The sequence below is a fragment of the Bradyrhizobium nanningense genome (assembly GCF_004114535.1).
Lineage (GTDB): Bacteria > Pseudomonadota > Alphaproteobacteria > Rhizobiales > Xanthobacteraceae > Bradyrhizobium > Bradyrhizobium nanningense.
Map to the genome: position 1 here is coordinate 88,357 of NZ_LBJC01000014.1, position 26,949 is coordinate 115,305.

The 26,949-nt window shown below is 64.3% G+C and carries 21 protein-coding genes; 8 read left to right on the top strand and 13 right to left on the bottom strand.

Features of this window, described 5'->3' with window-relative positions; all coding sequences use genetic code 11:
- Window positions 1-186: 186 nt before the first annotated feature.
- The gene (locus XH84_RS08435; RefSeq protein ID WP_347338783.1) at window positions 187-1,509 is read right to left on the bottom strand and encodes an MFS transporter; all 1,323 of its coding nucleotides are present in this window, start codon (window positions 1,507-1,509) and stop codon (window positions 187-189) included.
- On the bottom strand, window positions 1,506-2,483 hold the full coding sequence (locus XH84_RS08440) for a 2-hydroxyacid dehydrogenase (RefSeq protein WP_164936614.1): 978 nt from the start codon (window positions 2,481-2,483) through the stop codon (window positions 1,506-1,508). Before XH84_RS08440 ends, XH84_RS08435 begins: the two co-directional genes overlap by 4 nt.
- 95 nt (window positions 2,484-2,578) lie before the next feature.
- On the opposite strand from XH84_RS08440, the gene XH84_RS08445 reads away from it, so the two are divergent.
- Entirely contained in the window at window positions 2,579-3,199 is a 621-nt protein-coding gene (locus XH84_RS08445; protein ID WP_128922264.1) for a helix-turn-helix domain-containing protein, read from the top strand.
- Between the two features lie 479 nt (window positions 3,200-3,678).
- Here XH84_RS08445 and XH84_RS08450 read toward each other — a convergent pair whose 3' ends face one another.
- Together XH84_RS08450 and XH84_RS08455 are read right to left on the bottom strand one after the other, a co-directional pair.
- Complete coding sequence (locus XH84_RS08450) at window positions 3,679-4,518, bottom strand: hypothetical protein (protein WP_128922262.1); 840 nt, start codon at window positions 4,516-4,518, stop codon at window positions 3,679-3,681.
- 462 nt (window positions 4,519-4,980) lie between these two features.
- Complete coding sequence (locus XH84_RS08455) at window positions 4,981-5,472, bottom strand: hypothetical protein (protein WP_128922261.1); 492 nt, start codon at window positions 5,470-5,472, stop codon at window positions 4,981-4,983.
- Window positions 5,473-5,695: 223 nt separating this feature from the next.
- Here XH84_RS08455 and XH84_RS08460 point away from each other — a divergent pair, with 223 nt between their 5' ends.
- Window positions 5,696-8,752, top strand: a complete 3,057-nt coding sequence (locus tag XH84_RS08460; protein WP_128922260.1) for an ATP-binding protein — start codon at window positions 5,696-5,698, stop codon at window positions 8,750-8,752.
- Window positions 8,753-8,894: 142 nt separating this feature from the next.
- Here the strand turns inward: XH84_RS08460 and XH84_RS08465 are convergent, their stop codons facing one another.
- The 4 genes from XH84_RS08465 to XH84_RS08480 form a co-directional block, all read right to left on the bottom strand.
- On the bottom strand, window positions 8,895-10,007 hold the full coding sequence (locus XH84_RS08465) for an ABC transporter permease (protein WP_128922259.1): 1,113 nt from the start codon (window positions 10,005-10,007) through the stop codon (window positions 8,895-8,897).
- 2 nt (window positions 10,008-10,009) lie between these two features.
- Window positions 10,010-12,781, bottom strand: coding sequence for a ribosome-associated ATPase/putative transporter RbbA (gene rbbA / locus XH84_RS08470; RefSeq protein ID WP_164936612.1), 2,772 nt, complete (start codon window positions 12,779-12,781; stop codon window positions 10,010-10,012).
- Complete coding sequence (locus tag XH84_RS08475; RefSeq protein WP_128922257.1) at window positions 12,778-13,845, bottom strand: HlyD family secretion protein; 1,068 nt, start codon at window positions 13,843-13,845, stop codon at window positions 12,778-12,780. The genes rbbA and XH84_RS08475 overlap by 4 nt, the downstream gene beginning before the upstream one ends.
- Window positions 13,846-14,096: 251 nt before the next feature.
- Window positions 14,097-15,287 carry an ABC transporter substrate-binding protein gene (locus tag XH84_RS08480; protein WP_430641882.1) on the bottom strand — a complete coding sequence of 397 codons (1,191 nt, stop codon included), beginning with the start codon at window positions 15,285-15,287 and terminating at the stop codon, window positions 14,097-14,099.
- Between the two features lie 227 nt (window positions 15,288-15,514).
- On the opposite strand from XH84_RS08480, the gene XH84_RS08485 reads away from it, so the two are divergent.
- Complete coding sequence (locus tag XH84_RS08485; protein ID WP_128922255.1) at window positions 15,515-17,128, top strand: acyl-CoA synthetase; 1,614 nt, start codon at window positions 15,515-15,517, stop codon at window positions 17,126-17,128.
- A gap of 14 nt (window positions 17,129-17,142) precedes the next feature.
- A complete protein-coding gene (locus XH84_RS08490; RefSeq protein ID WP_128922254.1) occupies window positions 17,143-18,150 on the top strand; it encodes a zinc-dependent alcohol dehydrogenase family protein in 1,008 nt (335 codons plus the stop codon).
- A 125-nt stretch (window positions 18,151-18,275) separates the two neighbouring features.
- Here the strand turns inward: XH84_RS08490 and XH84_RS08495 are convergent, their stop codons facing one another.
- Window positions 18,276-19,478, bottom strand: a complete 1,203-nt coding sequence (locus tag XH84_RS08495) for an MFS transporter (RefSeq protein WP_128922253.1) — start codon at window positions 19,476-19,478, stop codon at window positions 18,276-18,278.
- Between the two features lie 175 nt (window positions 19,479-19,653).
- Here XH84_RS08495 and XH84_RS08500 point away from each other — a divergent pair, with 175 nt between their 5' ends.
- The 3 genes from XH84_RS08500 to XH84_RS08510 all read left to right on the top strand — a co-directional run bounded on the left by XH84_RS08500 (window position 19,654) and on the right by XH84_RS08510 (window position 22,575).
- Window positions 19,654-20,457: an MBL fold metallo-hydrolase gene (locus tag XH84_RS08500; RefSeq protein WP_128922252.1), complete on the top strand. Its 804-nt coding sequence runs from the start codon at window positions 19,654-19,656 to the stop codon at window positions 20,455-20,457.
- A 136-nt stretch (window positions 20,458-20,593) separates the two neighbouring features.
- Complete coding sequence (locus XH84_RS08505; RefSeq protein ID WP_128922251.1) at window positions 20,594-21,610, top strand: alpha/beta fold hydrolase; 1,017 nt, start codon at window positions 20,594-20,596, stop codon at window positions 21,608-21,610.
- Window positions 21,611-21,627: 17 nt separating this feature from the next.
- Complete coding sequence (locus tag XH84_RS08510) at window positions 21,628-22,575, top strand: fatty acid desaturase (RefSeq protein ID WP_128922250.1); 948 nt, start codon at window positions 21,628-21,630, stop codon at window positions 22,573-22,575.
- 55 nt (window positions 22,576-22,630) lie between these two features.
- Here the strand turns inward: XH84_RS08510 and XH84_RS08515 are convergent, their stop codons facing one another.
- Both XH84_RS08515 and XH84_RS08520 read right to left on the bottom strand, forming a co-directional pair.
- Window positions 22,631-22,873: a hypothetical protein gene (locus XH84_RS08515; protein ID WP_100180952.1), complete on the bottom strand. Its 243-nt coding sequence runs from the start codon at window positions 22,871-22,873 to the stop codon at window positions 22,631-22,633.
- 137 nt (window positions 22,874-23,010) lie between these two features.
- Window positions 23,011-23,991 (bottom strand): helix-turn-helix transcriptional regulator, encoded by a 981-nt coding sequence (locus XH84_RS08520; RefSeq protein WP_128922249.1) that lies wholly within the window; start codon window positions 23,989-23,991, stop codon window positions 23,011-23,013.
- Window positions 23,992-24,081: 90 nt separating this feature from the next.
- Here XH84_RS08520 and XH84_RS08525 point away from each other — a divergent pair, with 90 nt between their 5' ends.
- On the top strand, window positions 24,082-24,726 hold the full coding sequence (locus tag XH84_RS08525) for a glutathione S-transferase family protein (protein WP_128922248.1): 645 nt from the start codon (window positions 24,082-24,084) through the stop codon (window positions 24,724-24,726).
- A 221-nt stretch (window positions 24,727-24,947) separates the two neighbouring features.
- On the opposite strand, the gene XH84_RS08530 is transcribed toward XH84_RS08525, so the two are convergent.
- Together XH84_RS08530 and XH84_RS08535 are read right to left on the bottom strand one after the other, a co-directional pair.
- The gene (locus XH84_RS08530; RefSeq protein WP_128922247.1) at window positions 24,948-25,733 is read right to left on the bottom strand and encodes an enoyl-CoA hydratase/isomerase family protein; all 786 of its coding nucleotides are present in this window, start codon (window positions 25,731-25,733) and stop codon (window positions 24,948-24,950) included.
- Window positions 25,734-25,746: 13 nt separating this feature from the next.
- A complete protein-coding gene (locus tag XH84_RS08535; RefSeq protein ID WP_128922246.1) occupies window positions 25,747-26,853 on the bottom strand; it encodes a cyclic nucleotide-gated ion channel in 1,107 nt (368 codons plus the stop codon).
- Window positions 26,854-26,949 lie beyond the last annotated feature (96 nt).

Genomic DNA, 26,949 nt, shown 5'->3' on the forward strand with positions numbered 1-26,949 from the left:
GGATTTTGCCGGATCCGAGACGAAAATGGCCCGCGTGACGCGGGCAATTCTTGCTTTTGAGACCCACACGGCGGGCGTTTGCCGCGATGAACTCTCAGTGTCCACATACAGTTTGGCCGAGACCCGACACCCTCATGGCGCCGCTGCCGGCGGCAGCACGAGCCGAAGCGGACACGTCGAGCTGCATCAGCGCTTCGGTATCCGCCCGAGAACGGGCCGAATTGTGCGTGGCCCCGCAATCCAGATCGCTATGGCGGACATCAGGCAAAAGCCGATGATGAGAAGAAAAGCCGGTCGGTAGCTACCGGTCGCATCATGAATTGCGCCCGCGAGCCAAGGTCCCGCGGCACCGCCGCCGATCAGTCCGATGGTGATGGTGCCGAAGATCGAACCGTAATGCGGCCCCTCGAAGATCTCCGCCACTATTGGTCCCATGACCGAGGTCAGCGCATACCCGAAAAATCCTTGCGTAAACACCATGCAATAGAGCAGTCCTCTTGACTGCGAATATTCCAGGCCAAGCAGCGTCGCGTATGACATTGCAAAACCGAGACAGCCCGCCGTCCATATCCACTCGCGACCGATACGGTCCGACAACGCTCCGAGCAGAATCTGGCCGGGAATGGCGACGATGCTGACCGCGCCAAGCGCCCAAGCCGCGACCAGCGGCGAGAAGCCGATCTCGACGAGATATTTTGTCTGATGCACCTGCACGGCGTACCATGCAATCAGAGCCAAGAAATAGCCGACTGCGATCCACCAGAACCTGGTGGTGCGTACGGCCCGGCGAAGTGTCCATTCGGTTGCCGCCCAGGCCGGATCGATGATCGCTGCCGCATGCCTTTTGGCCGTCGTGTCCGGCGAGGCGCGCTCGCCATCCGGGTTCTGCCCCACGTCAGCCGGGCTTTTCTTCACGAAGAACGTGAGCGGCGCAATTCCGAACAGTACGAGCCATCCCATCGCGACACAGGATGCACGCCAGCCTTCGGTGAGAATGATGGTTTGCAGCCAGGGCAACAGGAGAACAGCCCCGACGCCGGCGCCTGCGAACGCGATGCTGATGGCGAGCGCGCGCCGGCGCACGAACCAATGCGGCAGGAACTGCGAGTGGACGGTGTATGTCATCAGGTTGGCGCCGCCGCTGACCGCGACGCCGAGCGTGGCATAAAGCTGCCATGGGCTTCTTACATAAGGTGCCAGCAGCAGGCCGGCCGACATGAGGGCGACGCCGCTCCAGATGACGATCCGGGGGCCGCGGGCGTCCACTACCCGCCCGACGAACGGGCTCACGACCGCCGAGAAAAGGAAGCCGAAAGAGAAGGCGCCTGCCGCAAGGCCGCGGTCCCATCTGAACTCTTCGATCAATGGCGGCATTAGCAGGGAAAAGGCCGTGCGCCCCGTCACGCCGATGGCCATCGTCACGAATGCGATGGCCACGATGAGCCAGCCATAATAGAACGGCAGCCGCTCTGACCAGTGCTTTGAAGTTTGCTCCATCAGGGTGATCAATCAGCAGACGCAATCGCGTTGAGCGGCTTCTCGCCGCGCGCCGTCCGCGCGACATTTTCGGCGATCACGCCGGCGCGCGTCTCGAGCATGCCCTCCGTCCACCCGGACACATGCGGCGTCATGATCACATTGCGCAACTCATGGAACGGCGCGGTCGCGGGCGCTGTACTGCCGGCGCTGGTCGGGTAGCGATACCAGACATCGAGCGCGGCACCGGCGAGACGCTTGCTCGCAAGCACATCGTAGAGGGCATGCTCATCGACGATCTCCGCGCGCGCCACATTGATCAGATAAGCCGACGGCTTCATGAGACCGAGCCGACGGCAGTCGATCAGGCCGCGAGTTTCGGCCGAAAGCGACAGGGTGATGGCAAGGTAATCCGACACAGTGAGCAGTTCGTCGAGCCGCTCCGGTCCGCCGACAAATATCAGTCCGTGCGGCGAACCCGGTTGGGCGCGCCGCCGGACCGCGCAGACCTTCATGTCGAAGGCATGGGCGCGTTGCGCCAGCGACTCGCCGATATGCCCAAACCCCAAGATGCCGAGAGTCTTTCCCGCCAGTTCCGGCCATAGCGGGGGCGCGCGGGTGGCGACCGACCACTGGCTTTCCCATTCTCCTGCCCTGAGCTTCTCATCGAGGCGCTGGAAAGAGCGCGTGAGCGCGATCATTGCGCCGATCACATATTCGGCGATACCTGCCTCGTGGCCGTACGCATTGGCAAGCGCCAAGCCCGGGCGCAGCTGGTGCCGGTCGATACGGTCCAGGCCGGCTCCCGGTACCTGCACGAGGCGCAGCCTGTTGCCGGCTGCTGCCATTTCCTTTGTGAAGGCCATTGAAACGAGAACGTCAGCGTCGCCGAGTTGATCGAGGATGCTGGCCTCGTCGCCTGAGACGATCTCGCAGGTAATCGTCAGCCGCTTGCGAACGGGATCGATCAAGCGCTGGGCGAACGATCCGGCGAACGCGGCTTTCAATGTTCGATCCTCTCGCCGGTGACACTTGTCGTGACGATTCCCGCGAGTCACTATCGCGGCACATGTGATTGCAATCAACTACATGCCGGGTAGTCATGGACAAGAAATCGAGCTTCCCCGCGCGGCTCGCCAGTCTTCGGAAATGGCGCGGCTTGTCGCAGCTGCAGCTTGCCTCGGCGGCGAATTGCTCTCAGCGCCACGTCAGCTTCCTTGAACTGGGGCGGACGCAGCCCAGCCGCGAGATGATGCGACACCTGTCGGTGGCGCTCGGCCTCTCGTTTCGGCAATCGAACGACCTGCTTCTGGCTGCAGGCTTTGCGCCGATCTGGTCGGACACTCCCTTTGATGCCGAGACGCTCGCTCCGATCCGGCAGGCGCTCGATTTTATGTTGGAGCAGCAGGAGCCGTACCCTGCCGTTGTTGTGGATCGCCGCTGGAATCTACTTCAAGCCAACAGGGGCGCTGTCGCGATGGTGGATTTTCTGGTCGGTCCGCTCACCCCGGGCGTCGCAGTCAATCTCGCCGACGCACTGGTCGCGCCCGACGTGCTGCGGCGTTACCTGACGAATTGGCAGGAGGTCGTCGCTTACTTTGTGCGAAGCGTCGAGGCGGACGCCGCTGCCGACGCAACCAAGGAGACGGCGGCCCTGCGCGACCGTTTGCTGAGCTACCCGGCGTGCAGGAAAGTTTCGCAACGCCGTCCGCCGAGACCGTAGCTGCGCCCATTCTGCCGATGCGGTTCGCGAAAGGCCGGATCTCGCTCGAATTGTTCACGACCCTGACGATGCTCGGCATGCCGCAAGACGCCACTCTGCAGGAGATGCGCATCGAGTCCTTCTTCCCCATGAACGACGAGACGCGCCAGATCTTTAGGCAGTGGGCCGTCTCGGGCACGGCTACTGTCCACAATTGTCAGTCATGACGGCGATCATGTCCGGTTTCGCGCGTTCGCGCCAAGGCCGGCTTCGGTCATTCGCGTCGGTTGATCGATTTCCTAAAGCATGATCCGGAAAAGTGCGCAGCGGTTTTCCGAAGAGATCATGCTCAAACAATAACTAAAGCGCGATGACGATTCCTCCTAACCTCATCGCGCTTTAGCATGTCGACATTGCCCGCGATTCAAGCCGGATCGCCGCGCCGCAGCGAACCGACGCGATGGGCCATCCACATACAGTTCGGCCGAGAGCCGACGCCCTCATGGCGCAGCTGCCGGCGGCGGCACGAGGCCGGACAGCACGAGGTTCTCATGCGCGGGGTTCACCATATCGAAGTCGATGTCGCCTCCGATCGGCTCATCGTGGACCGGGTCATGGTGGCCCGGCGGCCAATGCTTGGGATAGTCGCCGTAGTACTGCCAGGCGATGACGGGGATGTTCGCGTTGGCATGACCGTGCGTGATCGGATTGGGACTGGGCATGCGATCGTGGTCATTCCACGTGAGTGCGCTGGAGGGCGGCGGCGGCGACGCCTTGTCGTCCGGATTTTGGCGGATATAGCGCGCGGGAAACACGCCGACGCAGGCGGCGCCGGCCGCACACGCGTCGTTGATCCTGAGCCACGACGTCCGGCTATCGCCCTGATTGAGATAGACCGCTGGACGAAAGCGAATAGGGCCTTGCGGGGTCTGCAAGCCTGCCACGATGGTGGCTGACCAGATCGCGTAATATTGCTGATCCAGGATGTAGGCCGCGTTTTTGCTCTCCGGCTCCAGATCGAGATACAGGATCGGCGAGAGGTTGCTGCTTACGAGGTATTGCGCACCGAACGCGTCGACCACGCCCTGCATGTTTCTGCGGGCATGCGCTGCGGCATGGGCGGGATCGCCCACGAACTTCATCTGCCGCGCCAGACAAAGCACGGGAATTCCAAGCTGGTGAAGAACCGCGTTCTCGGACGTCTCGTATTGATAGGTGTTTGACGAGGTGCCGTTGAAATATCTCCCCCAGAACTTCGGCGGGCCGCCGATGAGGGGAGCCGCCTGCACGCTCAAAGCCGGGGTGGCGACACCTGAAGTATCGATGCCAAAGAGAGCCATGAAAGTATTTCCTCTGAATGAAATTGAATACGGATCTGGGGACTACGAATTGAACGGCGCAATTTTTCGGCAGAGCACGTACGGCGACGCAGCTACTGAAAAACGCTGCTCTTCGCGTTGGTCGTGCGTGTCCGCGGCTGATCGTCAGGCCGCGGTGGTTTCAGCATGAAAGTATCAGAACGGCAGATACAACTAAAGCGAGCACTATTTCAGAAGAAGTCTGTCACGGCAAGATTGCGTAGCGTCCCATTCGGAAAAAGAAATCCGGACGTCATCGTCGTACAATAGTCCCACGACAACAGACAGGAGGGGACACGTTGCGGCTGCGGGACAGCATTTTGGCAGACGCAGAGGCGACAGCGGCGGTCTCGCGGTGGACGACTCACAGCAAAAGCCTCCAACGTGCCTTGCGGCGCGCGAGAGGCATGACGCGATTCCGGATCGGCTGAATGCGGCTGAAGATCAGCTGCGGTGCGGGCAGACCATCGTCAGGTTCAGCAGCGTCGGCTTGTCCGATCCCTTCTTGTATTCCCACTCCAGCCGGATCTCGTGGCGGTGGGCGAAAGTATCACTGGCCGCGTGGGCGATGATCTTCGTCTTCATCGGGATCGGCGGCTCGGAGTTGAAGCACTTCCGGACGCAGGCATCGAGCAGATCGCATCGGGTCAGCGGGATGACGCCGGGCTCGTCTCTGGACAGCGGGACCGTGTTCGGCTGGGTGCTGAGGTCGACGCGGGCCCGGCCCTTCTCCTTGTGCCAGTACTTGGCGCTTCCCTGCGGCCACTTCGAGGGCGGGTTCAGGATCAGGTGATACTGGCCGTATTCCAATGTCGGCAGGTCGATGTCGTCGGATGCCTTGAGCTTCGCCACGCTCTTTTTCATGTTCGCCAGGGGATAGTAATTGGAGTTCATCAAGTCTCGAAATGCCTTGCCGCTATATACCAGTCCGCTCATCGCCTTTTCCTTGGTAAGAAATTGCTGGCCTCGCGGCCCAAGTATTTGAGTTTATCGGCCGCTTACTGCCTATTTCTGGACGCTATCACTCGCGACTGCGTTACGTCCAGAGAGCTACCCCAGTAAGTTGTGTTCTGTACGAGACTGATTGCCAGGGATATCCCGATGAGTATTCTTACGCTCAATTGAGCGCGCCATCTCCGCGCCCGGTGAGAACGCAGGAATGATTTGCCAGGCGTGCCAGTCGACGATCGATCCGAGCGATAGCTGGTGTCGCAAATGCGGGGCACCGCTCGGGCAGCGCGTTGATCCCGATAATGAGCGGAGATTTGTGACGATCCTCCGCGCCGACGTCATCGATTCGACCGGTCTCGTTGCCGAGTTGGGACCCGAAGAGGCCGTCTCGCGCCTGGAGCCGGCCTTGGCGGCTATGAGGGGCGCGGTACGGCAGTTCGGCGGCATCGTCAGCAAGGAGCTTGGCGACGGGCTAGCCGCGGTGTTTGGTGCCCCAATCGCAGACGATAACCATGCGCCGCTGGCTTGCCATGCCGCGATCGAACTCGTCCGGCGCGTCGCGAGCCTGGGCGATCCCGGACTTAAGGTGCGCGTTGGACTCCATTCCGGCCATGTCGTCGCCTACATGGTCGCCAGTGAGTTCTCCAAGGTCTACGAGATAGGCGGTCCCGCGCAGCACTTGGCCGCACGGCTGGAGGCGGCGGCAGAGGCGAACCAGATTTACGTGTCCGAAGCCTGCCAGAGCCTTGCGGATGGACATGTCCGCTTTGAGTTTCTGGGCCCCAAGGTGCTGCGCGGCTTCAATGAGCCCCTGCCGGTCTACAGGATTATGGGCGCGAGTGACCTGTCGAGCTGGCGTGTTCGACGGGCGCGGAGCATCTCCCGGTTCGTCGACCGCACCACGGAGCGCACCCTGCTGGCGCGCGCTGCCGAAGGAACGAGCGAGATCCGCCAGACGGTTCTGCTGTTGGGCGATGCCGGTATCGGGAAGTCGCGGCTGGCGCATGAATTCGGGCAGGGCCTGCGGGCCGACGGCTGGAGCCTGGTCGCCGCCGAGTGCAGCCCCAACCTTCAAGGAGCGCCGTTCAGCACGCTCAAGCGCGTGTTGCTTCCGATCCTGGAGGCGGTTGCAAAGGATCCCGATGATCCTGCCGATCCTCGTAAGGACTTACCCGCGATTCAGCAGTGCGCACTCGATGCGGTGCTCGATTTTCCCATATCCGATCCGCAGTGGAACGACCTGGAGCCCGATGCCCGCAGACGCGCGATTTCCGATGCGAGCTGCGCAATCGTCGAAGGTATGGCCCATCGCCAGCGCACAGTGCTTCTGATCGAGGACTTGCACTGGATCGATCGAGCGAGCGACATGGTCGTGGCCATGATCGCTTCGTTACGAACGCCAGGTCTTTTGGTGCTTCTCACCACGCGGCCGGATGGCATGCCGGTCTGGATCGCCAGTTGTCACGCGGAAGTCGTTGCGATGCGGCCCCTCGACGACGATTCGGGATTGGCCATGCTGGCGGACATGCTCGGTCCTTCCGAGACGAATGCCGATCTCAAGCATCGGATCATTTCTCATACGTCCAACGTTCCCCTTTTCATCGAGGAGGTTTGCCGTGGGCTGAAGGATAGTGGAACGCTTCGCGGTCAGTGGGGTGACCTGGCTCTCGTGCGCCCCATTGATGAACTCGGTATCCCCGCTAGCATCCAAGGCGTGATCGCGGCGCGGCTTGATCGCGTGTCGAAGCAAGAGCGTTCCATTCTCCAGATTGCCGCAACGCTAGGTCCGCGGTCGAGCGAAGTGATGCTGCGGAAGGTCGCCGGGCTGCCTGAAGACGCGTTGCAGAATCGCCTTTCTACTCTCGATCGCGCTGAACTGCTGGTCAGGATCGATAGCGAGCTGGAGGACGCTCTCGAGTTTCGGCATGAGATGGTTCGTCAGGTGACCTACGATTCGATGGTCGAAAAGGTGCGCGAGAATTTACATGCACGCGTTGTGACCGCACTTGAGAACGACGAAGCATGGCGCGATGCTCCCGAGAGACTGTGCTATCACGCGACACAAGCGAAGGATTGGCAGAAGGCGTTTAGCCATGGGAGAAGCGCGGCGCGAAAATGTCTGGTGCGCTCGGCTTACGCGGACGCCGCCGACTACTTCGAAATCGCGATGAACTCGCTCGATAAGACTCCGATGACTCGGTCGCGCGAGGCGGATGCCGTTGATCTCCGAATGGAGGCGCGGATGGCTTTCATGTGGTCTGGCTGCGTTGCTCGGGCGTTGGAGCTTGGAAATGAAGCCGAGCAGCGAGCCGACGCAATCAATGACGTCGGCCGTAAAGTCGCGGCCATGACGGTGAGGGCGAGTGCGCAGAACTTCTACGGAACGCCGAGCGAGGCTGTTGCCATCGGCGAGGCCGTCGTGCGCCTGGCGGCGGAGTGGGGCAATCAGGGGTGGAGCAATCTGGCGCAATATGGTCTCGGGCAGGCTTATTTCGTCGCCGGCCGTTACCATAGCGCCGAAAAACTGTTGGCCGCGGTTCGCGCCCGATTGCTCGACCCAGAGGCCCATGCCCCTATCGGAACGACTCCAAAATACCTCCTCCTCCTCTGCTGCATGATGAGCAGCATCACCCACACCGTCATGGGCGAGCTTGAGGCCGCCGAGCAGCTCCAGCAACAGGCTGCCGCGATCGCCGAGGAGACCGGGCGGCCCTACGACCGCGTCGCAGCCGCCTATAGCGGCGGCTGGCTGATGCTCGGCCAGGGCGATCCCGCCGCGGCAGCCGCCATTCTCGAAGACGGCTTTGTGCTGGCGCAGAAGCACGGCATCCGGCTGTTCGTGCCGGTGCTCGCCTGTCACCTCGGCATGGCCTATCTGGAGCAGGGGCTGTTCGAGCGGGCGCGCGGCATGCTGACGGAAGCGCGCGAGGAGGCGAAGGCGGTCGGCTACACCTCGGCGGTGCTGCGCAGCTTGATCTACCTGGCGCTCGCGACCTGGCGTCTCGGCGAGGCGAAGGCGGCGCAGACCATGCTGCGCGAGGCGCGCAACACCGCGCGACAGCAGGGGTTTTCCGGGCTCGAGGCCGAGGCCCTGTTCGGCGAAGCCGTCGTGACGCCTGTTACCAGCGAGGACAACAAGGCGGCCGTCCTCGCGTCCTTGCGCGCGGCGATCGCCATCGCCTCCGAAAGCGGCGCGCGGCCGCTCCAGTGCAAGGCGGAGGCGATGCTGGCCGGGATGCTCGCCCGGGGCAATGAGCTGAGCTGACCCTGCACCCGATCAGATCCGCGATATTGTCGCCGCGGGTGCCGACCTGCCCGACTCGTCAAATGAATCTCGCAGTCAAATCAGTCGGGTAGCTACTGTGCATGGGGTTGTTCTCGCGCTTTTTGCAGCGCGGCCCCGTGCCTCACGCCAGAAACGCGCGGAACCGGCGCAGCGCGATCACGAAGAAGACGCCGCCGATCACCGTGAGTGCGACGAGCTGCGGCCACACCGCCTCCAGGCCCGCGCCGCGGAACAGGATCGCCTGTGCCAGCATCACGAAATGCGTGTTGGGCGCCGCCAGCATGATGTCCTGAACGAATTGCGGCATGCTCTCCCGCGGCGTCATGCTGCCCGACAGCGTCTGCAGCGGCAGCAGGATCATGATCAGCAGCATGCCAAATTGCGGCATCGATCCGGCGACGGTGGCAAGAAAGATGCCCATGCTGGTGGTGGCAAACAGCTGCAGCGCAGCGCCGACGAGGAACAGCGCCAGCGAGCCGTCGATCGTCACCTGCAGCCATCCCTTGACCACGAAGGCGATCGACAGCGCTGAGGCGACCAGCACTACCGCGCCCATCGACCAGACCTTGCTCACCATGATCTCCCAGGGCGTGACCGGCATCACCAGGAGGTGCTCGATCGTGCCGTGCTCGCGCTCGCGGATCAGCGCCGCGCCGGTCAGGATGATCGAGAGCATGGTGATCGAGGTGATCACGTGGTCGATGGCGCCGAACCAGGATTTCTTCAGTTCCGGATTGAACCGCGCCCGCAGCGCCAGCTCGACCGGCACGGTCTGGGTATCGCGCGCGCGGGCCAGGAATTCGGCGATTTCCGCGCTGACGATCTGCTCGATATAGCCGCCGCCGTTGAATGCCTGCGAGATCCGCGTCGCATCGACGTTGAGCTGGATGCTGGGCGATTTGCGCGCCAGCAGGTCGCGCTGGAAGTCGGGCGGGACGTCCAGCGCGAAGGTGTCGAGGCCGGCGTCCATCCTCCGGTCCATCTCGTATTGCGAGATCAGGCGCGGCTCGGAGAAATAGGGCGGCGTGAACGCCATCTCGATGCGGGTCGAGATCGGTGAATGGTCTTCGTCGACGACCGCGATCGCGGCGCGGTTCAACGTTTCCGGCAGCGCCCTTGCGCCGGCATAAACCGCCAGCGTGAAGGAATAGACGATCAGCACGAGCAGCATGGGGTCACGCACCAGGCCGCGCAATTCCTTGATGCCGAGCTGGAGCACGTTGTCGAAGCGCATGGTCAGCGGGCCTGTTTCTTCAGCAGCATCGCGCCGGCAATCACCAGGACGGGGGCCATGATGGCGAGCGCCAGGAGATCGTTGTGGAGGGTGTCGAACGCCAGGCCCTTGGAGAAGGTGCCGCGCGAGATCGTGACGAAATAGGTGGTGGGATAGAGCCGCCCGATCACGGCACCAAGTCCCTGGAGCGAGGACACCGGATCGATCAGCCCGGAATACTGGATGGCCGGAATCAACGTGACCAGAACGGTGCCGAACAAGGCCGCGATCTGGCTGTTCATGAAGGCCGAGATCACCAGCCCCATGCCGGTCGTCGCCGTGACGTAGAGCAGCGCGGCGAGCGCGTAGGTCGGAAAGCTCCCGGTAAACGGCACCCGGAAGACGACGAGGGCAAAGCCGACCAGGAGGAGGAAGTTGCCGAACGCCAGCACGACATAGGGCAGCTGCGTGCCGAGCAGGAATTCCAGCCGCGTCACCGGCGTCACGTAGAAATTGACGATCGAGCCGAGCTCCTTCTCGCGCACCACAGCGAGCGCGGCGAGCACCGCCGGAATCATGACCAGCAGCAGCGGGATGATGCCCGGCGCCATGGCGACGACGCTGATGACGTTAGGATTGTAGCGATAGCGCATCTGGAGCTGAAAGGCGCCGGCGATCGCCGCCTCGCCATAGAGCTCGCGGCCCTTTTGCGCGAGCCAGGTGGCGTGGATCGCCTGGGCGTAGGAGCGCAACGTTTCGGCCCGCGTCGGATTGGCGCCGTCGACCCAGGCGCCGATCTCGACATGGCGGCCGCGGCTGACGTCGCGGCCAAAGCCCGGCGGCAGCTCGATGGCGAGGCCGATCTCGCCGGCGCGCATGCGGCGGTCGAGATCGGCATAGTCGATGATCGGCGACTTCTCGGTGAAATAGCGCGAGCCCGCGATCTGCAGGCTGTAGTCGCGGCTGATCGCGCTGTCGTCGCGGTCGAGCACGGCAAAGGTCAGGTTCTCGACGTCCATGCTGATGCCGTAGCCGAGCACGAACAGCAGCAGCACGCTGCCGAGAATCGCGAGCGTGGCGCGGATCGGATCGCGCCGCAGCTCGAGCGCTTCGCGCCGGGAATAGGCGAGCATGCGGGTCGGGCTGAACGTCATGCCACGCTTGCGCGGCGCCGCTGTCGTCTCGGCCGCCACGGCCGGTCCGGTTGCCGGCTGGCTGTCGGTGTCCGGGGTGTCGGCGATCGCCTCTTCCAGGCAGGCGATGAAGGCCTGCTCCAGCGTCGCGGTGCTGCGCGCAGCCACGATCGCGGCAGGCGTGTCCGACGTCAGCACCTTGCCGGCATGCATCAGCGAGACCCGGTCGCAGCGCTCGGCTTCGTTCATGAAATGGGTCGAGACGAAGATGGTGACGTTGTCCTTGCGCGAGAGCTCGGCGAGGATCTGCCAGAAGCGGTCGCGCGCGACCGGATCCACGCCGGAGGTCGGCTCGTCGAGGATGAGGATGTCGGGCGCATGGATCATCGCGACCGCCAGCGACAATCGCTGCCGCAGCCCGAGCGGCAACGCATCGGGCAGGGCATCGGCGACGTCGGCGAGATCGAATCGCGCGATCATCTCGGCGATGCGCGGGGCGATGGTCTGCGCCGGCAGCTCGAACAGCCGCGCATGCAGATCGAGATTTTGCGCGACCGTGAGTTCCGAATAGAGCGAAAAGCCCTGCGACATGTAGCCGATGCGCCGCCGCACCGACATGTCGCCAGCATCGATGGTGTTGCCGAACAGCCGCGCGGTGCCCTCGCTCACCGGCAGGAGGCCGGTCAGCATCTTCATGGTCGTGGTCTTGCCGCATCCGTTCGAGCCGAGGAAGCCGAAGATCTCGCCCTTCCTGATGCGGAAACTGACGTCGTCGACGGCGACGAAGCCGTTGAACCGCCGGGTCAGGTGATCGGCCTCGATCGCGATCTCGTCATGGCCATCGCTCCGCGGCGGGATGACGACATCGGCATGATTGCGACGTTCCGCATCGGGCAAAAGGCGGATGAAGGCCTCATCGAGCGTATCGGCTCCGGTTTGCTGCTTCAGTTCGGCGGGCGTTCCGGTCGCCAGCACGCGGCCGGCATTCATCGCGATCAGGAAGTCGAACTGCGCGGCCTCTTCCATGTAGGCGGTCGAGACGATCACGCTCATGCCGGGCCGGCTGTCGCGGATCGAAGCGATCAATTCCCAGAACTGGCGGCGCGACAGCGGATCGACGCCGGTTGTCGGCTCGTCCAGGATCAAGAGCTCGGGATCGTGGATCAGCGCGCAGCATAGGCCGACCTTCTGCTTCATGCCGCCGGAGAGATTTGCCGCGGGCCGGTCGGCGAAAGGCGTCAGCCCCGTGTCGCGCAGCAAGCCGGCGATCCGCCTGTTCCGCTCGGCCTTGTCGTGTCCGAACAGGCGGCCGAAGAAATCGATGTTCTCGAACACCGACAGCGTCGGATATAGGTTCTTGCCGAGCCCCTGCGGCATGTAGGCGATGTCGGGACAGACGTTGCGGCGATGGCGCGCGCTCGCCATGTCGCCGCCGAGCACGTGGATTTGCCCCTGCTGGATCGTGCGGGCGCCGGCGATCAGCGAGAGCAGGCTGGATTTGCCGACACCGTCGGGGCCAATCAATCCGACCATGCCGCCGGACGGGAGGTCGAGCGTGATGGCTTCCAGTGCGCGGGTGCTGCCGTAGCTCAAGCCCACGTCGTCGAGATGCACCACGCTGCCGCGCCCGGCAGGTAGCTCGGCTGCGGCCCTCGGGCTCATCTCGTCAGCTTGATGTTGAGATTGCCGGGCCATTGCGCCGCCGGATCGAGCTGCACATAGGCCATGCCGGGAAGGCCGGTCTTCACCTGCTCGATGTGCTGGCGCAGCAGGTCGGGCGCGATATGCGCCTTGATGCGGAACATCAGCTTCTGGCGTTCTTCCTCGGTCTCGACGGTCTTGGGCGTGAATTGCGCGACGTCGGCGACGAAGGTGGCTTTTGCGGGGATCACGTATTGCGGGATGGCGTCGAGCACGAGGCGGACCTCGGCGCCGATTGCGACGCGGCCGGCGTCGGCCGTCGGCAGGAAGAACGTCATGTAGACGTCGCCGAGATCGACCATGTTGAGGACACGGCCGCCGGCGGCGAGCACCTCGCCGGGCTGCGACACGCGATACTGCACGCGGCCGTCGCGCGGCGCCTTCAGCACGCTGTCATTGAGGTCGGCATTGATGCTCTCGATCGCGGCCTTCGCGGCGTCGACCGCGGCGCCGGCGTCGATCACCATGGCGCGGGCGGAGCTGATCGCCGCTTCCGATGCTGCGACCTGAGCGTGCGACGCGGCGAGCGCCGCCTTTGCCGTGGCGTTGGCGGAACGGTCGTCGTCCAGAACCTGCTGCGACACCGCGCTGGTCCTGATCAATTGTTCGGAGCGATCGAGCTTGCGGCTCGTGGTGTCGAGCTGGGCAACGCGCTGGTCGACCACGGCCTCGGCGGCCTTGCGTTCGGCCTCGCGCTGGTTCACCAGGCTCTTGGCGGTCTCGACATTGATCGCCGCGCGTTGAAGCTGCGCCTCGGCCTGGCGGTGCTGCGCCTGCAATTGCTCGGTGTCCATGCGGGCCAGAACCTGGTCTGCGCGGACGAAGTCGCCTTCGCCCACCAAAATCTCGCGGATCCGGCCCGGCGTCTTGGTCGCGATGTCGATCTCGACCGCTTCGATACGGCCGTTGCCGCGGGCGAAGCCCGCCGGCAATGTGTTGGTATCGCGGTGCTGCCAGTAGTAATAGCCGCCGCCTGCAACGAGGACGACGATCGCGGCGATGACGCGACCCGGAGTGAAGTTCATCTGTTCAAAACGCCGTGCGGCGGCGCCCATTGTTGAGAGACTTACGCCCGGCCCGCTGGTCGCGGGGAAGGGCGGCCTCAACATTGCAGCGAAATTTTGCATCGCAACTTGATGCAGATCAGACGGCGGCGCGGGGCGTCCCTGCCTTTATTTTGGGCTGCGCGGCGTCGTTGCCGCTCGTCCGCCCGGATGGGTCAAGCGGACGAGCAGGGCTTGCGGAACGGATTACGATCGGCTCGATCCGGGCCGCCTCATTTCACCAGCGGGCAGCCGCCATCTCTAAGCGGGCGAAACGCCTGGTCGGCAGGAACCTCGGCGAGCAGCTTGTAGTAATCCCACGGCCCCTTCGATTCCTCCGGCTTCTTCACCTGGAACAAGTACATGCTGTGCACCATGCGGCCGTCCTCGCGCAGGGTGCCGTTGTCGGTGAAGGCGTCGCGCACCGGCAGTTCGCGCATCTTCGCCATCACCGTCTTGGTGTCGCGGGTGCCGGCCGCCTGGACCGCCTTGAGGTAATGCAGCGTCGCGCTGTAGGTGGCGGCCTGGTTCATCGTCGGCATGCGCTTGACGCGTTCGAGGAACCGCTTGCCGAAGGCGCGGGTCTTGTCGTTGAGATCCCAGTAATAGGCCTCGGCGATGATCAGGCCTTGCGCGAGCTTCAGCCCTAAGCTGTGCACATCGGAGATGAACATCACGATCGCGGCCAGGTTCTGGCTACCCCCGACGATGCCGAATTCGCCAGCCTGCTTGATCGCATTGATGGTGTCGCCGCCGCCATTGGCGAGGCCGATGATCTTGGCCTTGGAAGCCTGGGCCTGGAGCAGGAACGAGGAGAAATCCGCCGTATTGAGCGGATGCTTGACGCTGCCCAGCACCTTGCCGCCCGCAGCCTTGACGACATCGCCGGTGTCGCGCTCGACCGAATGGCCGAACACGTAGTCGGCGGTGAGGAAGAACCAGGTGTCGCCGCCGTTCTTGACGATGGCGCTGCCGACGGTGTGCGCGTTGGCGTAGGTGTCGTAGGTCCAGTGCGCGGTATAGGGCGAGCAGGATTTTCCCGTGATGTCGGAGCTCGCCGCGTCCGTCACGATCATGATCTTCCCGTATTGCTTCGACAGCTCCATCACCGCAAGCGCGGTCGCCGAAGTCGGAAGGTCGATGATCATGTCGACGCCTTCGGTCTCCCACCATTTGCGCGCGATGGTCGAGGCGACGTCGGGCTTGTTGAGCACGTCGGCCGAGACCATGTCGATCGGCTTGCCGAACATCTGGCCGCCGAAATCCTCGATCGCCATCTTGGTCGCCTCGACATTCCCCATGCCGCCGATGTCGGAATAGACGGAGGAGAAGTCGGAGAGCACTCCGATCCTGAGCGGCGCCTGCTGGGCATGAGAAGGGCAGATGGCAAAGGCAGCGAGTGCAGCCGCAAAGGCGGCGCACATAATCCGGCACATGGTGTTTCCCCCAATATTATAGTTGGTGCACGTCTCCAGACTTGCTGCTCCGGAGTGTCAATTCTTGCGTGTTGACGCCGCGCAGGCCGGTTGATTTGACGCAGGCAATCGCGCCGACTACGTTTGCGTATACGCAGAATACGTTTGAATGCGGCGGGCCGACGAGTGCTCAAGCCGCCATACACGCAGAGTAAAGATCCAGGGGGAAGGAAGACATGACCGGAGACACCGCAGCCACCATCGCGAAGGCTCGCGAGCATTCCATCGGCGATCTCCTGCGCCGCTCGGCGGCCCGCGAGCCGAACAAGCTCGCGCTGAGCTGCGGCGACGCGACCTGGAGCTTTGCCGAGATGGACGCGATCTGCAACCGGCTCGGCCGCGGTTTGCTTGGTCTCGGAGCCAGGAAGGGCGATCGTATCGCCGTGCTCTCGCGCAACTCGCACGCCTTCGCCGCGCTGCGCTTTGCGGTGGCGCGGATCGGCGCCGTACTGGTGCCGATCAACTTCATGCTCAATCCGGACGAGATCAATTTCATCCTGAAGAGCTCCGGGGCAAAATTGCTCGCGGCCGGTCCCGATTTCGTCGAGCCCGCGCGCGCAGCCAGCGCCAAGGATTGCGCCGTCGAGAAGATGATCTGGCTGCCGGGCGAGGATCCCGCATCAGTGCCGGCGGGCCTCACCACCTTCGACGATCTGCTCGATGCCGACGGCTCGTTCCTGGACACGTCGGTCGACAGCCGCGATCTCGCCCAGATCGTCTACACCTCAGGCACGGAATCCCTGCCCAAGGGCGCGATGCTGACCCATGAAGCCGTGATGTGGCAGTATGTCAGCTGCATCATCGATGGCGGCATGAGCGTGGACGACAAGTTCCTGCATGCGCTGCCGCTCTATCACTGCGCCCAGCTCGATGTGTTCCTGGGACCGCAAGTCTATCTCGGCGCTTCCGGCGTCATCACGGGCAAGCCGACGGCCGACAACATTCTGGTGCTGATCCAGGCGCACAAGATCACGTCCTTCTTCGCGCCGCCGACGATCTGGATCGCGATGCTGCGCTCGCCGAACTTCGACAAGACCGATCTGTCGACCTTGCAGAAGGGCTATTACGGCGCCTCGATCATGCCGGTGGAGGTGCTGCTCGAGCTTCAGCGACGCCTGCCCGCCGTCAAGTTCTGGAACTTCTACGGCCAGACCGAGATCGCGCCGCTCGCGACCGTGCTGCGGCCGGAGGACCAGCTGCGCAAGGCGGGCTCGGCCGGCAAGCCCGTGCTGAATGTCGAGACGCGCGTGGTCAATACAGCGATGGAGGACGTCAGGGTCGGCGAAGTCGGCGAGATCGTGCACCGCTCGCCGCATCTGCTGTCCGGCTATTACAACGATCCCGTGAAGACCGCGGCAGCGTTTGCCGGAGGCTGGTTTCACTCCGGCGATCTCGCCACCGTCGACGAGGAGGGCCACATCACCGTGGTCGACCGCGTCAAGGACATGATCAAGACCGGCGGCGAGAACGTCGCGAGCCGCGAGGTCGAGGAGATGGTCTATCGCATTCCCGCCGTGTCGGAGGTCGCCGTGGTCGGTCTGCCAGATCCGCGCTGGATCGAGGCGGTCACCGCCATCGTCGTGGTCAAGAGCGGCGAAAAGCTCGACGAGGACGCCGTCATCAAGCACTGCGCCGGCCAGATGGCGCATTTCAAGGTGCCCAAGCGCGTCATCTTCGTCGATGCCTTGCCGAAGAATCCGAGCGGCAAGCTGCTTAAGCGCGAGCTGCGCCAGCGCTTCGTCGGCGGCGAGACCCTCGACAAGGCGGTGCAGAAGAGCTTTGGCACCTGAGAGGGACGCTTCCCATGAAAGCCTGGCAGGTCGCGCGCGACTGGTCGATCGAGGGAATGGAGCTGGCCGATCTGCCCGAGCCTGCGCCCGGACCCGGCCAGGTTGCGGTGCGGATGAAGACGGCATCGCTCAATTATCGCGATCTGCTCACCGTGCAAGGCAAGGGCGGCGTCACCAGGTTGCCGCTGATTCCGTTCTCAGACGGCGCGGGCGAGGTGGTCGCCGTCGGCGAGGGCGTCACGCGCGTTGCGGTCGGTGATCGCGTCTGTCCGATGTTCTTCCAGTCCTGGATCGATGGACAAGTTTCGGCCGCCAGCCGCCGTCACGCGCTCGGCGGCACGCGGCCCGGCGTGCTGCAGGAGGTGATCGTGCTCGACGCCAAGGGCGTCAGCCGCGTGCCCTCGCACCTGTCGTTCCGAGAGGCTGCGACGCTGCCCTGCGCTGGACTCACCGCCTGGCGCGCGCTGTTCGAAGAAGCGAATGTGAAGCCCGGCGATACCGTGCTGGTGCAGGGCACCGGCGGCGTCTCGATCTTCGCGCTGCAATTCGCAAAGCTCGCCGGTGCAAGCGTGATCGTGACGTCGTCGAGCGATGAGAAGCTCGAACGTGCCAGGGCGCTCGGCGCCGACCACACCATCAACTATCGTTCGGTGCCGGAGTGGGGCAAGGCGGCCGCGGAATGGACCGGCGGAGGCGTCGATCACGTCGTCGAGGTCGGTGGCAAGGACACCTTTGCGCAATCGCTCGAGGCCGCGCGTGTCGGCGGTACCATCCTGGTGATCGGCGTGCTCACGGGCTTCTCGCAGCAGATCGCGATTCCGAGCCTGTTCGCCAAGAACCTGCACGTCATCGGCCTCTCCGTCGGCAGCCGCCGCATATTCGAAGGCATGACGGCCGCGATCGAACGCAACAGCATGAAGCCGGTGATCGATCGCGTATTCAGTTTCGATGCCGTGCCGGACGCGCTACGCCTGATGCAGCAGGGCGGTCACTTCGGCAAGATCGTGGTGGAGTTTCCCTGAAGGGCGCTCGAAGAGATTGGAGCACACCAATCATCTCGTATCCAAAATGCGAGCAACGAGAGGATCCAGAGTTTTCCCGCAGACGCAATCTGGATCGCTGCTCGCTCCGGTTCTTGCAATGGCGATCAATACTTCTTCACCGCCGCCCCGAACGCGAACCACAGCGCCATCGATGCGAGGCCGAAGCCGCCGAGCAGCAGGAAGGTCGGTCCGTAGCCGATCCATTGCGCGATCCAGCCGCCGAGCGCGGGACTGAGGCTGGCGCCGACGCCCTGCACGGTGATCACGGCGCCCTGGCCGAGATTGATGCGGCCGGTGCCGTTGAGCGCGCGCGCGATCATGCCGGGAACGGCGACCGTCTGCAGGCCGGTGCCGATGCCGTCGAGCACCTGCATCGGTATGACGCCCCACCATCCCGTGACGAAGAAGGCCAGCACGCCGCGGATGGGCAGAAACACGAAGGAGACCAGGATCACCGGCCAGTAATTGCGCTTGCTCGCGGCCTTCATCGCGATCAGCGAGGTCACGATCATGACGCCCTGTGCGATCACCACGGTGGTGGCGACGAAGCTCGGGCCGTTGGCCTGCGCTTCGGCCACGGCTGCAAGCCCGTAGAGCGGCACGATGGCGGCATTGCCGAGATGGAAAAGAGCGAGCGCGAGTGCCAGCACGAGCAGCGGCTTGTGCTTGAGCAGCATCGTCATCGCATCCGGCGGAGCCTTCGAGTCGTCCTCCTTGCTGCCGCGCGAGGCACGGTCGTCGATCGCCTTGGCGGGGATCATCAGCACGCAGGCGATCGCGATGGCGCCGAACACGGCCGCCAGCACGAACACGGCGACATAGCCGAACTTGTAGCCGAGATAGCCCGACAATGCGGCGCCGACCATGTTGCCGGCGTGATTGAACGCCTGGTTGCGTCCGTTGACCGCATTGAAACCCTTCTGCTTGGCGATGCCGAGCGTGATGCCCGTCACCGCCGGCACGATGGCGGCGCTCGCCAGCGATTGCGCCACCTGGGAGAACGTCACCGCCCAGAAATTTTGCGAGATCAGGATGATCGCGGACGCAAGAACGACGCAGATGCCGGGAATGACGACCCATAGCCGCTTGTTGCGGCTGGAATCGATGAAGCCGCCGATCGGGGTCGTGATCAGCATGCCCGCGACATTGCCGATCGTCAGCGCGGTGCCGATCAGCCCGGTCGCCCAGCCGCGCTCCTGAAGGAAGACGCCGACGAACGGACCGATGCCCGACTGCATGTCGGCCATGAAGAAGTTGAGCGCGAACAGGGGCCACAGGTGGGACCAGGAGGGAGGCCGCGATGTCATCGATACCTAAACATGCTCTTCGTGTGCCGTGATCCTCGTGGCCAATCGTTCTGGCGTCGATCTGAACGTAACGGGCGCTCGCCGTGTTGGTTCCAGTCACTCCCCCGACGCTCATCGAGCTTGCTGAAAGCGCGTTCGCGATGTCATCCTGCGATCTTCCCACGGAGCTCGAGCCATGCCTCTCTGGACCTGCGAAACCTGCGGCGCGCAATTCCCGAACGGCGGAAATCCGCCCGCCTCCTGCGTGATCTGTGAGGACGAGCGGCAGTTCGTGAACTGGAAAGGGCAGACCTTTCTCACGCGCGAGGAGCTCGCGCGGGGGCACCGACTGGTGGGGCGTGACGATCTCGGCCTCACCGGCATCGGCCTGGAGCCGAGCTTCGCCATCGGACAGCGGGCGCTGCTGGTGCCACAAGGCGACGGCTGCGTGATGTGGGATTGCATTCCGCTCGCAACCGACGACGCTATCCAGCATGTCGCAGCACTCGGTGGACTGAAGGCCATCGCGATCTCGCATCCGCACTATTACGGCGCGGTCGCCGACTGGAGCGACGCCTTCGGCGGCGTGCCGGTCTATCTGCATGCCGACGATCGCGCTTTCGTCACGCGGCCGCATCCCTCGATCGTGCACTGGACCGGGGAAAGCCACCGCATCTTCGACGATGTGCTGCTGCTGCGCACGGGCGGTCATTTCGCCGGTGCCACCGTGCTGCACTCCGCGCGCAGTGCGGACGGCAGGGGCGCGCTGCTCACCGGCGACATCGCACAGGTCACGATGGACCGCCGCTTCGTCAGCTTCATGTACTCCTATCCCAACTACATGCCGCTCAATGCAGCCGCGGTGCGGCGGATCGCGGCAGCCGTCGAGCCGCTCGCCTTCGATCGCATCTATGGCGCGTGGTGGGGGCGCAATATCGCCAGCGGCGCCAAGGTCGCCTTCGCGGCGTCAGTTGCGCGCTATCTGGCGGCCATCGCCTGAGCCAGATATATCTTGCTGGTCTCTAATAACTGTACTATAAGTACATTATAAGCTGCAATGACGCGGATGCGAGTCCGGCATGATCAATGCATCGTGGAAGCCGCGGCGCTCTGCGGCGTGAGCGGGAGTTGGACGCATGACGGGCCTGCAGGATTACGAGATTTTCGACGCCGGCGACGTCACGCTGCAATCCGGGGCCGTCTTCCCCTCGCTGAAGCTTGCCTACAAGACCTATGGCACGCTGAGCCCGGCCAGGGACAACGTCATCCTCTATCCGACCTCGTTCAGCGCGCAGCACATCGACACCGAATGGCTGATCGGCCCCGACGGCGTGCTCGATCCGACGCGCTACTTCATCATCATCCCGAACCTTTTGGGCAACGGCCTGTCGTCCTCGCCGTCGAATTCCGCGGCGCCGTTCCCCGCGGTGACCTATCACGATGCGATCGCAGTCCAGCACCGCCTCCTCACCGAGCGCTTCGGCATCGCCAGGCTTGCCCTCGTCTACGGCTGGTCGATGGGCGGCATGCAGGCCTATCACTGGGCAGCGCTGCATCCCGACATGGTTGAACGGGCAGCCGTGGTCTGCGGCGTCTCGCGCTGCGCGCCCTACAATTACGTCTTCCTGGAGAGCGTGAAGGCCGCGCTTACCGCCGATCCCGCCTTCCGCGACGGCCGCTTCGTGGAAAAACCCGTCGCGGGCTATCGCGCCATGGGCCGCGTCTATGCCGGCTGGGCGATGTCGCATGGCTTCTATCGCGACGAGCTCTGGCGCGAGGCCGGCTTCACCTCGCTGGAGGATTATCTGGTCCGCACCTGGGACGCGACTTTCGCACGGCGCGATGCCAACGATCTTCTGGCGCAGATCGGCATCTGGCAGAACGGCGACATCAGCCGCTGCAAGCAATTTGGTGGCGATCTCGATCGCGCGCTGGCGGCGATCAAGGCGCATATGCTGCTGATGCCGGGTGCGACCGACCGCTATTTCGATGTGCGCGACAACGAGGACGAGCTCGGCCGGCTGGTGAACGCGAAGTCGGCGGTGCTGCATCCGATCCCGTCACTGCACGGCCATCGCGCCGGCAATCCAGCTGGCAATCCGCGCGACCAGGCCTTCATCAAGGCCGAGGTCGCGGCGCTTCTCGGCAAATAGGGCAGGGCATTTCGATCATGACCGACGCGACCGTTTCAGAGTCCGATCACCGCCTAAAGCCGCTGACGCCGGCGATGCTGCGCAAATTGTCGGTCCGCTCCGATCTCAGGGGTGCCGTGCAGAGCCTCGGCCATTATGGCGCGATCGTGCTGGTCGGCGCGCTGATCTCTAAGGTTTCCACGACATGGGGCGTGCTCTGGGCGCTGCCGCTGATGGCAGTGCAGGGCTATGTCGTCGCCTTCCTGTTCATGGCGGTGCACGAGACCGCGCACAAGACCGCGTTCCGGAGCCGCGGCCTCAATCTCGCCGTGGGCCATCTCTCGGCCTTCATCATCGGATTGCCTTACGAATATTACTGCCTGTTTCACTGGGACCATCACCGCTACACCCAGGATCCGGACAAGGATCCCGAGCTGATCGTCGGGGTGAAGCCGGCATCCGACACAGAGCTCGCGATCGCCTATAGCGGCCTGCTCCAGGTCGCCGGCCGTCTCCGGCTGATGCTCGGCCATGCCGGCACCGGCAACGTCACCGTGCCCTGGATCCCCGAGAGCAAGCGCGCCGTCATCGTGAGAGAGGCGCGTGCCTATGCCGCGCTCTATGTCCTGCTGCTCGCGCTCTCGCTGTGGTTCTCGTCGGCGCTGCTGCTTTGGGTCTGGATCGTTCCGCTTGTGATCGGGCAGCTCTTCCTGCGACCCTATCTCTATGCCGAGCACACCGGCTGCGAGCGCACCCGCAGCGCTTTCCAGAACACCCGCACCACCTACACCGCTGCAATCGTCAAATGGTTCGCGTGGAATATGCCCTACCATGTCGAGCACCACGCTTATCCCTCGATCCCGTTTCACGCGCTGCCGAAGCTGAACGCGATCGTCGACGGCGAGATCGTCCACCGCGGCCGCGGCTACATCCGAACGACGCGCGAGACCTGGGCTTGGTTTCGCCGGCAGCGGCAGGCCGGCTAGTCGCGCGCAAAACTCCGGCCGCGGTGCGACCGGAGTTCTATCGTGAAAGCGAGTATCAGTAGATCCCGTAGGCGCAGACGTTCACGACGCGGACGCGCAGGCCGTGGCGGGTCTGGACCACGCGCTCCTGATAGCAATTGCTGACACCGGTATTGACGTAGACACCGCCAAAGCCCCAGCCCGGACCCCAGCCATGGCCCCAATGATGGAAGCCGTGAGCCGAGGCAGCGGTCGGCGCGAGAGCGGCAGCGCCGAGCGAACCGGCGGCGATCAGACCCAGAGCAAGCTTACGAAACATCTTCATTCTCCAGTTTGGCGCTAAGGCCGTTGTTGTGTCCCTGCATCTCGGTCGGGCCGAGACGGGATTGCGTTCACGCGCGACGTGGAGAATCGTGTTTCAGGATTGTTTCGTGGCCCGCGCGGAATGTGCCGCCGTCACGTTTTCCGCGCCGCGCGATAGCGCGCGGCCATTGCCTGCGCCATCTCCATCATCTTGTCGCGGAGATCGGCGGGTTCCAGCACTTCGGCCTCCGGGCCGAGCCGCAACAATTCCGCCGCGGCGTGCCAGGATGTCTTGCCGACAGGCACGCGCGCAACGCGCCAGCCGTCGGCATCCGAAGTCTCTTCGAGCTGCGTGCGCGCCTTGACGTAAGGCTGGCTCAGCGCGTCGAGCAGCTTGACGCCGAACGGCGACAGCCGCACCACCGCGACATTCGGATGCATCTCGGCCTCGAGGCGAAGTGTCGCGGCCTGCCAATAGGCCACGAGATCGAAATCGGCGGGGCGCTCGAAGCGGTCGTCGAGCGCCGTGCAGTCGAGCACACGCGCGACGCGATAGGTGCGCACGCTGGCATCGACCTGGCCCGCGAGGTACCAGTTCCCGCCCTTCAGCACGAGACCGAGCGGGGCGAGGCGGCGCTGCTTCTCCGACCGCCAGCTCTGGTAGCGGATCTTGATCAGCGTCCCGCGCAGCAGCGCGTCGGCAATCGTGCGCAGATGCGTCGGCTCTTCCGCCTCACCGAACCAGCCGGGCGCGTCCAGATGAAACCGCTCCTGCATCCGCCCGGCGTCCTCGCGCAGGTTCGCGGGCAGCGCCGCCATCAGCTTGGTCTGCGCGGCGATCATCGCCGCATCCAGCCCGAGCGCCGCGGCGGGGCCCGGGAGCCCAGCGAGGAACAGTGCGCCAGCCTCGCTCTGCGACAGGCCGTTCAGCCGCACGCGGTAGCCGTCGAGCAGGCGATAGCCGCCCTCCGCGCCACGGTCGGCATAGACGGGTACGCCGGACGCGGCGAGCGCGTCGATATCGCGATAGATCGTGCGCACCGAGACCTCGCAGGCCTCCGCAAGCTCGGGCGCGGTGACCTGCCCCTTGGCCTGGAGGGTGGTGAGGATCGACAGCATCCGGCTCGCGCGCATGATTTCCTTAAACCATACCTGACACAGGATGTCAGGTATGGTCGCGTAGAGATGGGCACCTCGCCAGATGGGCGCCTTAGGAGACCTGCCATGACCGACCCGAACCGCATCGCGCTGTATTACTCGCCGCAAAGCCGTGCCACCGGCACGCGGGTGCTGCTGGAGGAGCTCGGCGCGCCCTACGATCTCCATGTCCTCAACATGAAGGCCGGCGAACAGCGGAAGCCGGCCTATCTTGCCATCAATCCGCTCGGCAAGGTCCCGGCGATCCGCCACGGCCAGGCGCTCGTGACCGAGCAGGTCGCGACCACCATCTATCTCGCCGATCTCTTCCCGCAAGCGGGACTGACACCCGCGCTGAACGATCCCCTGCGCGGCCCATACTTGCGCTGGATCGCCTATTACGGCGCCTCGTTCGAGCCGGCGCTGATCGACAAGTTCATGCAGCGCGAGCCGGCGCCCATCACGCAGTCGCCCTATGCCGACTACGACACCATGCTGGGCGCGCTCGAAGCGCAGCTGTCGAAGGGGCCGTATCTGCTCGGCGAGCGCATGACGGCTGCCGACGTGTTGTGGGGCGTGGCGTTCAATTGGACCATGATGTTCGGCATCGTGCCGAAGAAGGACGTCTTCGTCCGCTATGCCGAGCGCATGACCTCGCGCCCGGCGTTCCAGCGCATCACTGCGGCGGACGAGGAGATGGCCGCGCAGCATGCCAAGGCGGCTGGAGCGTAAGGGCGTTCGCGTTGATGACGAAAGGCGCGCCCCCAATCTCCGCCGTCGTCCCGGGTAAGCGTCAGCGCAGACCCGGGACCCACAGCCCCGGGGAGGTGTTTTGCGAAGACTCGGAGTTATCAGCTTCCCGCTGTAACCACTCCCTGTGGTTATGGGTCCCGGATCTGCGCGCGCTTGTCCGGGACGACACTGACTGTATGGCGCGGTCTCGCCAGCTTCCCTCAAAACCTCGGAGGCCGCTTCTCCGCGAAAGCCTTGATGCCTTCCTTGATCTCGTCGCCGCGCATGCTGTCGCGGTGGCGCTGGTCGGCGGCGCGATCATCGAGCTCGCCGCGGGCGAATTCGTTGATCGCGCGCTTCATGCCGCGCATTGCCTGCGGCGCGTTGCCGGCGAGAGCCGTGGCGAGCTGATCGACCTCCTCGTCCAAAAACTCCACCGGCACCATGGCGGTGAGATAGCCGATGCGCAGCATCTCCGGCGCGCTGATCTTTTGCGCGGTCAGGAACAGTCTTTTGGCGTTGTCGACGCCAAGCCGGGTGACGTAGCGTTTGATGCCGCTCCTGTAATAATGCAGCCCGAGCCGCGCCGCCGGCATGAACATCTCGGCAGTGTCGACGCCAATCCGGAAATCGCAGGCGAGCGCGAGGTCGGTCGAACCGCCATAGACGCCGCCGTTGAGCCGGCAGATCGTCGGCACGCCGAGATCCTCCAACCGGTTGACGACGAGTTCGAAGGCAGAGCCTGCGCTCTGCTGCTCGTTTGCGCTGACGGCGCGCTCGGCGACCGAGTTGAGGTCATAGCCGGCGGAGAAGGCGCGTCCGGTGCCGGTCAGCACCAGCACGCGGAGGGCAGGATCGGCCTCGACCAGGTCGAACAGCCTGACGAGCTCGTCGAGGTCTTCCGCCTGGAGCCGGTTGAGATGCTTCGGCCGGTTGAGGCGGATGGTGGCGCGCGCGCCGTCGCGTTCGAGCAGGGGGCTAGTCGCTGCGTCGGTGATATCCGACATTCTTGTCTCCATCTTACTTGTTTTCGAGCGCGCGGCGTTTCGCCTCGGCGTCGATGGTCTCGGCGAGATCCGGGTGCCGCGCCATCAGTACGCGGAAGTCGACGAGGTCGAGCACCAGAAGCCGCGACACTTTCGTGGTCGAAACGTTGGCGCCGCGCTTGTTGTTGCCGAGCAGCGCCATCTCGCCGAAGAAGGCGCCTTCGCCCAGCTGAATCTTCTTGCCTGGCAGCTCGACCTCGACCTCGCCGGCGGCGATGAAATACATGCAATCGCCCGGCGCCCCCTTGCGGATGATCATGGTGCGCGCCGGCAGCTCCATGGTCCGCAGCATGTGGGTGACGTCGGCAATCGCGGCGGGGCCGAGCGCCGCGAAGAATGGCACCCTGCTGACAGCCTCCCAGGTCCTGAGGAGATTGTCGCGCCGCGTCTCGGCGGCAAATCCGGTCGCCAGGATACCGGTCCAGAGGCCGAACACGCCGAGGCCGGAGATCATCACCGTGGCCGCCACCAGGCGCCCGAGCGGCGTGACCGGCACGGCGTCGCCGTAGCCCGTCGTCGTGAGTGTGACGACGGCCCACCACAGTGCTGCGGGGACGCTGCCAAAAGTCTGCGGCTGCACGTCCCGCTCCAGGAAATATTCGGCCACGGAAGCGAGGAAGACCACCATCAGGAAGATCACGAGCACGCTGACCAGAGGTCCCGATTCCAGCACCAGCACGCGGCGAAGCTGCCGCAGGCCCGGAATGCCCGGCACCACCTTGAGCACCCAGAGCACGCTGAGCAGCCAGGCCGTCCGGGGCTCGACGCCGAGAACCAGCGCGACCGGCACCGCCAGAGCTCCGATCGCGTCAACCAGCCCTGCAGAGGAGGACATGTACAGGGAAAGCCGCCCCTGCTGCGTCATATGGCGCAGCCGGACCAGCCATTCGAATACGAAATAGGCGAGGCAGGTCCAGAGCAGCGCGCTGATCCAGCCGTGCGCCTCATGGGCCCGCTTATCCGACAGCAACACCATGCTGAGCACGCCGATGACGACCGCGACATAGGCCGCCTTGGTCATGTTGCGGCCGGCCGTGACGGCCGCGAACTGGGCCAGAGCGGAAATCAACGGCTTGGACATGGGGGAAGGCGGCTCGGTCTTTGGGACAAGTCTTCGGGCCCCGGCTGGGGACGTCGGCGCCAAAGTGCCCGCCTGGGCGGGGGTCGTCAACGACAG

Bases quoted from the DNA above. Each gene is read 5' to 3' on its own strand.
- XH84_RS08445 (WP_128922264.1), top strand. From the start codon at position 2,579: ATGGACAAGAAATCGAGCTTCCCCGCGCGGCTCGCCAGTCTTCGGAAA.
- XH84_RS08450 (WP_128922262.1), bottom strand. From the start codon at position 4,518: ATGGCTCTCTTTGGCATCGATACTTCAGGTGTCGCCACCCCGGCTTTG.
- XH84_RS08455 (WP_128922261.1), bottom strand. From the start codon at position 5,472: ATGAGCGGACTGGTATATAGCGGCAAGGCATTTCGAGACTTGATGAAC.
- XH84_RS08460 (WP_128922260.1), top strand. From the start codon at position 5,696: ATGATTTGCCAGGCGTGCCAGTCGACGATCGATCCGAGCGATAGCTGG.
- XH84_RS08465 (WP_128922259.1), bottom strand. From the start codon at position 10,007: ATGCGCTTCGACAACGTGCTCCAGCTCGGCATCAAGGAATTGCGCGGC.
- rbbA (WP_164936612.1), bottom strand. From the start codon at position 12,781: ATGAGCCCGAGGGCCGCAGCCGAGCTACCTGCCGGGCGCGGCAGCGTG.
- XH84_RS08475 (WP_128922257.1), bottom strand. From the start codon at position 13,845: ATGAACTTCACTCCGGGTCGCGTCATCGCCGCGATCGTCGTCCTCGTT.
- XH84_RS08480 (WP_430641882.1), bottom strand. From the start codon at position 15,287: ATGTGCGCCGCCTTTGCGGCTGCACTCGCTGCCTTTGCCATCTGCCCT.
- XH84_RS08485 (WP_128922255.1), top strand. From the start codon at position 15,515: ATGACCGGAGACACCGCAGCCACCATCGCGAAGGCTCGCGAGCATTCC.
- XH84_RS08490 (WP_128922254.1), top strand. From the start codon at position 17,143: ATGAAAGCCTGGCAGGTCGCGCGCGACTGGTCGATCGAGGGAATGGAG.
- XH84_RS08495 (WP_128922253.1), bottom strand. From the start codon at position 19,478: ATGACATCGCGGCCTCCCTCCTGGTCCCACCTGTGGCCCCTGTTCGCG.
- XH84_RS08500 (WP_128922252.1), top strand. From the start codon at position 19,654: ATGCCTCTCTGGACCTGCGAAACCTGCGGCGCGCAATTCCCGAACGGC.
- XH84_RS08505 (WP_128922251.1), top strand. From the start codon at position 20,594: ATGACGGGCCTGCAGGATTACGAGATTTTCGACGCCGGCGACGTCACG.
- XH84_RS08510 (WP_128922250.1), top strand. From the start codon at position 21,628: ATGACCGACGCGACCGTTTCAGAGTCCGATCACCGCCTAAAGCCGCTG.
- XH84_RS08515 (WP_100180952.1), bottom strand. From the start codon at position 22,873: ATGTTTCGTAAGCTTGCTCTGGGTCTGATCGCCGCCGGTTCGCTCGGC.
- XH84_RS08520 (WP_128922249.1), bottom strand. From the start codon at position 23,991: ATGCGCGCGAGCCGGATGCTGTCGATCCTCACCACCCTCCAGGCCAAG.
- XH84_RS08525 (WP_128922248.1), top strand. From the start codon at position 24,082: ATGACCGACCCGAACCGCATCGCGCTGTATTACTCGCCGCAAAGCCGT.
- XH84_RS08530 (WP_128922247.1), bottom strand. From the start codon at position 25,733: ATGTCGGATATCACCGACGCAGCGACTAGCCCCCTGCTCGAACGCGAC.
- XH84_RS08535 (WP_128922246.1), bottom strand. From the start codon at position 26,853: ATGTCCAAGCCGTTGATTTCCGCTCTGGCCCAGTTCGCGGCCGTCACG.